Here is a 7,053-nt window from a genome sequence, read left to right on the forward strand (position 1 = left end):
GGAGCCGGGTGCCCTGCAGGCGTATGGAACACAAGCTCCTACAAGACCACCTGCCAGGCACTCCAGAACCGTGGCCTGGTGACGGTCTCCCGGAAGGCCGGGCAGTGGAGCGTCGCCCTGACAAGCGCCGGTCGGCACTACCTGGCGCACGGCACGTACCCTCCCCGCGGATCACGCCCGCGGAAGACCCAGGCCGCCGGTCCACGACCTAAGTCCACCAGAGCGCAGGAAACTCCGGCCACCGAGCGGAAGCCAAGCCCTCCCTCACATCCTCGTGTGACGCTCACGGAGCAGCTGTTACAGGAGCTCGCGGAGGCCAGCGGCCGAATCGACAAGAGCGGCAGCGGTCCCGGCTTGGAGAAGTGGCCGTCCCGCGTCGCCGCCGCACGCAGGTCCGGAAGGGTTCCCGAGACGAAGGAGCTGTACGGAAACTGGTGCCGCGACGGGTACGAGATCAAGCTCGTCGACATCCCCGCCTGGCGCCTTGCCGTCCTCGACCCCGTCCCCGTGCCCGCCCGACTCACTCGGCCGCACACCGTGGTGCGGGCCATGCAGAACGAACGCCAGCCGCTGGGCCTGACCAAGCCCGTCCAAGGACGCGCTCTCCGGCTCATCCAGGCCCTGATCACCGCCGCCGAGGCCGACGGACACACCTGCTCGGCCGGGCAAACCGGCTTCGCACCCCCACCTCATCGCCGCCGCAGGGCAAATCCCCACTTCACCATCACCGCACAGGGCCAGACAGTGGGGTTTGTCGTCCTCCAGGAGCAGGACCGGGCCGAGCACGTCGCCACCGAGAAGGAACTCGCCGACGCCAAGAAGCACTCCTGGGTCAGAATCCCCCGCTTCGACTACACCCCGTCCGAACGCCTCCGCATCATCCTCAGCGGCGGCCAGCCACACCGGGCGAGCGAATGGGCCGACGTTCCCGGCCGCGCCCTCGAAGAGCAGCTCGCCGAGATCGCACAGGAGGTCACACTTCGCGGCGAAGCCGCCGAACGCAGACGCCAGGACGAGGCCGAAGCGGCACGCCAGAAGCGCATCCGCTGGGAAGCCGCCATGGAAGACGCGCGCATCCGGTACGCGGAGGCGTACCGCGTCAGGCACCTAGAAGCTCAGGAAGCGGCATGGCGACACGCCACCCGACTGACCCAATACGTGAGCACCGTACGCACGCGAGTCGAGGACATGCCTCCGGGCCAGGCCAGAACCGAAGCCGAGGAATGGATCAGCTGGGCAGCGGCCACCGTTGAACGCCTCGACCCATTGAACGCACCGCCCCGGCTGCCCGACATTCCCAAGCCACAAGCCGACGACCTGAAACCCTTCCTCGGGCACTGGAGCCCTTACGGTCCCACCTACTGAACGCCCGCACCGCACATTGTGCGCCCACAACCGCAGTTCAGGGGCTCTTCGCGACCGGTTCAATCGCGGCACACCGACCTGGTGGGTCATCGGAAAGATGTCGACCTGAGCGATCTTCGGAAAACCCGAGGTCAGATCCCATTTCCTGGCCCATCGCCATGCATGTGGGTGCCCAGGGAGTCAAACGGGGCGTCACGGCCGACAGTCCGCCCTTTCAACCCGGTCGCTCCAGCCTTCGCCAACACCCTGCTCGACGCGACCGGCGTCCTCCTCGGCCAACTCCCGCTCAGTCGCGACCAGGTGTGGCTGGTCGTGCGAGACGCGGGCCTGACGGATCGGCAGGTGGGCGACTCGTGGTGGAACGCTCCCTGTCAGCCGACCTGCTGCACCTTGATCGCGTCGCTCACCCGAACCGTCCCGGCTGCAAGGACGTCCAGGTAGACACCGAGCACGATGCCGGGATCCGCCGGGAGTTCGTGGACGGCGAAGTACGCGTCAACTGGCCCGAAGACCGACCGCCAGCGTCAGTTCAAGGACCCGGTGTGGCGATGCGAGATCCGGAAACAGCTCCCGCAGCTGCGACATCCGGTACCGGACTGTCTGGGGATGGACGAACAACGCCGCCGCCACCTCGTCCCGCCTGCCCTGGTGCAGCAGCCACGCCCGCAACGTCTCCTCCAGCCGCCGTGCGGTCGCGACAGGCAAGGTGCGCAACGGTGCGAGGGCTCGGGCACGCAGGTCTGCGAACGCGTCCACGTCGGCGCTCAGCACCAGCTCGGGCAGGTGGTCCTCGGTGTCGCGGATATCAGAGGAGAGGGAGCGCGCGCGTACGGCTCGTGTGTACGAGGCGGACGCACGAGTCCATGGCCGGGCCGGGCCGACCACGGCGGTGCGGTCGGTCAGCTGCCGCAAGAGATGTGATCGGTCGGAATCGGGGACGAGCAGCACACCGGTGGCGTCCGGCAGATCGTCGAGGACGAGGGTGCTCGGGTCGAGCGCGCGGTAGGCAGGCCGGGCCTGGGCGGCGGGCAGCAGGACCGCCGTCAGCGTAACCGGAGGCTGCCATCCGGCCCGTTGAGCAGAGGCCAGCAGCACGTCCGGGCTCGCGCCGGCGAGGAGGTCGCGGGCCAGGTGTTCCAGGTGGCGCTCGTGGGCCCTGCCCCGGGCGGCCAGTTCGTCGGCGTGGCCCGCGGCGCTCGCGGCGGAGAGCTCGTCGATGTAGGCGAAGGTCAGCTCGGCGAACTTGGCGACCTCGGCAGCGGGCAGACCTGCGGACACGGCGCCCGCTGCCAGGCATCGCCAGGCCACGCGGGCGCCGACGCGGTAGGCGCTGAGCAGGGCGTCCATCGAACGGCCGTCGCGCACCTCGCCGCGGCCCAGCTCGTAGGCCGCGTCACCGCCGTCGCCGCCCGTGGCGTTCCCGCTCGCGAGGTCCAGGTAGTGCCCGAGGGCGGTGCGAACGGCTCGGCGGATGGTGCCGCCCATGCTGCCCGAAAGGGCGTTGGCGTAGGGAGGGACCTCGTCGATGATCGCCTGGACGACCTCGTCGGCGGTGGTCTTCAGCGCGGCCCGAAGTGCGGTGACCGTCGTCTCATCCAGGGCCAGTTCGCTGGCCCTCTGGGTTACACGACTCACGTTTTTATTCCCTGCGAACAATTCCACCCACCAGATTCACGTCCTACGGTCAGGACTTTACGCCCTGAGACGCAGCAAGCTGGAGTCATGACGAGTGCAGCCCTTCGCAGCAGGGCGTGGAAACTGTTGGAGATGGTCACGACGCCGCTGCTGCCGTCGGACTACCTAGACCTGGTCAGCCCACTGCGTGCGGGCGCTGACCTGCGGGGGCGCATCGAGGCCGTGCACCCCGAGACGGATGACGCCGCGACTGTCGTGATCAGGCCGGGACGGGGCTGGCGCGGCCACACAGCCGGTCAGTACGTGCGGATCGGGGTCGACGTCGACGGGGTGCGCCTGTGGCGTGCCTACTCCATCACCTCGCCGACGAACCGCCAGGACGGCCGCGTCACGATCACCGTGAAGGCGATCCCGGACGGCAAGGTCAGCAACCACCTGGTCCGCAGGGCGAAATCGGGCACGTTGATCCAGCTCGACCAGGCGACCGGTGACTTCGTGCTGCCGCAGGCCAAGCCCGCCAAGGTGCTCTACCTGACGGCCGGCAGCGGCATCACGCCCGTGATGGGCATGCTGCGCGACATCGAGTTCGACGACGTCGTCATGGTCCACTGCGCGCCACGGCCGCAGGACGTGATCTTCCGCAGCGAACTGCACGATCTGGTCGCGGCCGAGAAGCTGCGGCTCATCGAGGTGCACACCGACACAGACGGCATGCTCGACATCGCCCGTCTCGACGAACTCGTGCCCGACTGGGCCGAGCGCGAGACCTGGGCTTGCGGGCCGGCGGGCCTGCTCGACGCCGCCGAAGAGCACTGGAGCGGGCACGGCGTCCAAGAGCGCCTGCACACCGAACGCTTCCGCCCCAGAATCGTCGTCGCCGGCGACGGCGGCGAGGTCACGTTCAGCGCCACCGGCAAGACCGTCGACGCGGACGGCGCCACGCCGTTGCTGGACGTCGGCGAGGAGGTCGGCGTGCTCATGCCGTCCGGGTGCCGTATGGGCATCTGCTTCGGCTGCGTCACGCCGCTCAAGGCGGGCGCCGTCCGCGACCTGCGCACCGGCGAGATCACCGAGGCCGAGCCGGGCGTCCTCATCCAGACCTGTGTGTCCGCCGCGGCGGGCCCTTGCGACATCGAACGGTAGGAGCACTTTGACCGCCATCGACCCCACCGCCCACCTGACGGCGGAGCAGATCGAGGAGCTCGGCCGCGAGCTGGACGCGATCCGCGACAAGGTGCTCGCCGGCCGCGGGGAGAAAGACGCCGCCTACATCCGTAGGGTCATCTCGGCGCAGCGCAAGCTCGAGTTGGTCAGCAGGGGCGTGCTGCTGTTCTCGATCTTCCCGCCGGCGTGGCTGCTCGGCACCGCTGGTCTGTCCGTGGCGAAGATCATGGACAACATGGAGATCGGCCACAACGTCCTGCACGGCCAGTGGGACTGGATGCGGGACCCGAAGATCCACTCCACCACCTGGGAGTGGGATCACGTCTCACCGGCCGACCAGTGGAAGCACTCGCACAACGAGTTGCACCACACATACACCAACGTGATCGGCAAGGACAACGACCTCGGGTACGGCATCATGCGCGTCGACGAGGACCAGGAGTGGCACCCGTTCCACCTCGGTCAGCCGCTGTGGAACTTCATCAACGCCTGCTTCTTCGAGTACGGCATCGCGGCGTACGACCTGGAGCTCGGCAAGAACCTGCACAAGCGGCGCCGCAAGAACCCGGAGTTCCGCGCGCGGGCCAAGGCCGTGGGCCGCAAGATCCGCAAGCAGGTGCTCAAGGACTACGTGATCCACCCGCTGCTGTCGGGCCCGTCGTTCATCCCCACGCTCGCCGCCACGTTCACCGCGAACCTGGTCCGCAACATCTGGTCCCACTCCGTGATCATGTGCGGGCACTTCCCCGAGGGCGTACAGGTCTTCGAGCGCCGGTCGATCAAGGGAGAGACGCGCGGCCAGTGGTACCTTCGCCAGATGATGGGCTCGGCGAACATCAGCGGCAGCAGGGCCATGCACTTCATGACCGGCAACCTGTCGCATCAGATCGAGCACCACCTGTTCCCGGACCTGCCGAGCAACCGGTACGCCGAGGTCGCGGTGAAGGTGCGCGCGCTGTTCGAGAAGTACGAGCTGGAGTACGTCACCGGATCGCTGCCCAAGCAGGTGTTCTCCGCGTGGCGCAAGGTCTTCCGGCTCTCGCTGCCGAACAAGAAGCCCGAGGTCAATACGCCGGACCGTCAGCAGGAGCTCGTCGCCGCCTGATGGGTACAAGCGCCTGGCTCACGAACCCGAGGTCAGGCGCCCTTGTCCGCAGGCTCCAGAATCGCCACGCACTCCACGTGATGTGTCATCGAAAACACGTCAGGAGGCACGGAGAGAGGAAAAAGTAAAGGTCAGAGCGCTCTTGCGGTGTTCGGGGCGGCCAGCGAGGTGCTGGAGCGTCACAACGCGGCAGGCTTCTCCGGGGGCAGACCCGACAGGCCACCTGCACGAATGGCTGGTCTCAAACGCTCACGTTCGCGCGTGACACCCGGACGCAGGCCGTGCCTGGGACCGGGCCGACATGACGAGCAGCCACTATTCGGAGTCAGGGTGCATCTGCACCCACCGGCCGTTGATGAACTTCACCTCCACACCGTAGAACGGCTGGGGCGGGGGGACCGGCCGCTTGCCGCGGTGTGGCGCTGTCGGCTGCTCGGGGCGGTCGGCGGGCTGCACCTTCGCGGCCCCCGGCTTCATTTTCGCGTCGCGCTTCCGCAACGCTTCGATCTTTTTGAGGAGTTCGGCGCGGCTGATGTCTTTCGGCGCCCGGGTGAGACCGGGCGGAGCCGCCGAACGGGTCGGCGAGCGGTCCGTGGCCGACTGGCAGGCGCGGTGCACCGGCTGTGCGTCCGCGGCGAAGACGAGCTTCTTCCTGGCCACCGGCAGGCGGCATACCGCACAGCGCTTGAGCGCGGGCTTGGGCCTGAACGTGTCGGACACGATCCCCCCGTGATGCCTTGGTGGGACAGCAGGATAGGCGCGCTGATGACAGCTCGGGGGAGTTCGAGCGAAATGTGAACGCTCCTTCTTCGCGGAACGGTACGTTCGCGCCGGAAGTGTGAGACGTTGCCGTTGTCAGCCGGCTCAGCGGGAAGGGCCGAGGACCACCGGTCGTGGGACTGCGACGAGGGTGAACTCAGCGGGTCGGCGAACCGTCGTCTGTGCGGCCGCGCATGCCTTCAGTAGGGGGTGAGGAAGGCAATGTTGCAGCTCGGCGACGTCGAAACCCTGGAAGGGCTTGGGCGGTCCCATCGAGGGGGATGATGGCCGCGCGGGAGTCGTCGGCGTCTCCGATCCGGCGGCAACGAACCGCCAGGGCGAGGCGCCGCGGCGCCTCGGTCGCGCGTTTTCAGGCTAGCCACATCCGTCTCCCAGCCTTCGGCCCGCGCCGCAGGCCACTTCGTTCGGATGCGGCACGGCGTCGGCCGGCCGATCAGGGCGTCCACCCGGTGCACGACGGATGCTCCGGGAACTCGGTCGAGCGGCCTCCCCGGTCCACGCAGAGGCCCTCAACGAACGCTGCCGTGTGTATGAGGTGATCTCACCGGGTGCCGCTGTCGAGACGGACGGTGCCGCTGCCGTCATCTCGGGTCACTCCGGGGGAAGGCGTCGCCGGTCGGCCAGCGTTCCGGCAGACCGAGTGCGGTGTGGACGGAGCGAATCGCGGGCTGGCGCTCGACCTGCGATCCCAGCCAGTTGCGTCGTGGCCCAGGTAGGAAAGAGATGGGGGCAGGAAGCGAGGCAGGATCCGGGCTTTGCCAGAGAACGGGAGTGTTTTTCGTCCAGGTCCGGGGTGCTGGGTTGTTCACGACGAGCACGCCGCTGACACGGCTGTGGGCATGGTCGTAGGTGGCAGTCCAGTAGCCATCGGGCTTGCGGCTCAAGGTCGATCCGCTGTCGTAGGCGTACGGGGCCTCCCCCTGAGTGGTGGACACGCTGATACTGGATCTGCTTGATCCGGAGGAAGCGAGAAGACCGCCGATGGCGATGAAGGACTATTCGGA

The 7,053-nt window shown here is 68.0% G+C and carries 5 protein-coding genes; 3 read left to right on the plus strand and 2 right to left on the minus strand.

The window, feature by feature from the left end:
- Positions 1-549: 549 nt before the first annotated feature.
- Positions 550-1,365: a hypothetical protein gene (locus ACZ7GZ_RS35960; RefSeq protein WP_471030931.1), complete on the plus strand. Its 816-nt coding sequence runs from the start codon at positions 550-552 to the stop codon at positions 1,363-1,365.
- A 495-nt stretch (positions 1,366-1,860) separates the two neighbouring features.
- Here the strand turns inward: ACZ7GZ_RS35960 and ACZ7GZ_RS35965 are convergent, their stop codons facing one another.
- Positions 1,861-3,000, minus strand: a complete 1,140-nt coding sequence (locus tag ACZ7GZ_RS35965) for a PucR family transcriptional regulator (protein ID WP_471030933.1) — start codon at positions 2,998-3,000, stop codon at positions 1,861-1,863.
- Between the two features lie 87 nt (positions 3,001-3,087).
- On the opposite strand from ACZ7GZ_RS35965, the gene ACZ7GZ_RS35970 reads away from it, so the two are divergent.
- Entirely contained in the window at positions 3,088-4,143 is a 1,056-nt protein-coding gene (locus tag ACZ7GZ_RS35970; protein WP_471030936.1) for a ferredoxin reductase, read from the plus strand.
- Positions 4,144-4,150: 7 nt separating this feature from the next.
- On the plus strand, positions 4,151-5,269 hold the full coding sequence (locus ACZ7GZ_RS35975) for a fatty acid desaturase family protein (protein WP_471030938.1): 1,119 nt from the start codon (positions 4,151-4,153) through the stop codon (positions 5,267-5,269).
- Positions 5,270-5,584: 315 nt separating this feature from the next.
- Here ACZ7GZ_RS35975 and ACZ7GZ_RS35980 read toward each other — a convergent pair whose 3' ends face one another.
- Positions 5,585-5,989: a hypothetical protein gene (locus tag ACZ7GZ_RS35980; protein ID WP_471030941.1), complete on the minus strand. Its 405-nt coding sequence runs from the start codon at positions 5,987-5,989 to the stop codon at positions 5,585-5,587.
- Positions 5,990-7,053 lie beyond the last annotated feature (1,064 nt).

This window comes from Streptomyces sp. NPDC037288 (assembly GCF_055603265.1).

Coding starts and splice junctions, on each gene's coding strand:
- ACZ7GZ_RS35960 (WP_471030931.1), top strand. CDS start 550: ATGCAGAACGAACGCCAGCCGCTGGGCCTGACCAAGCCCGTCCAAGGA.
- ACZ7GZ_RS35970 (WP_471030936.1), top strand. CDS start 3,088: ATGACGAGTGCAGCCCTTCGCAGCAGGGCGTGGAAACTGTTGGAGATG.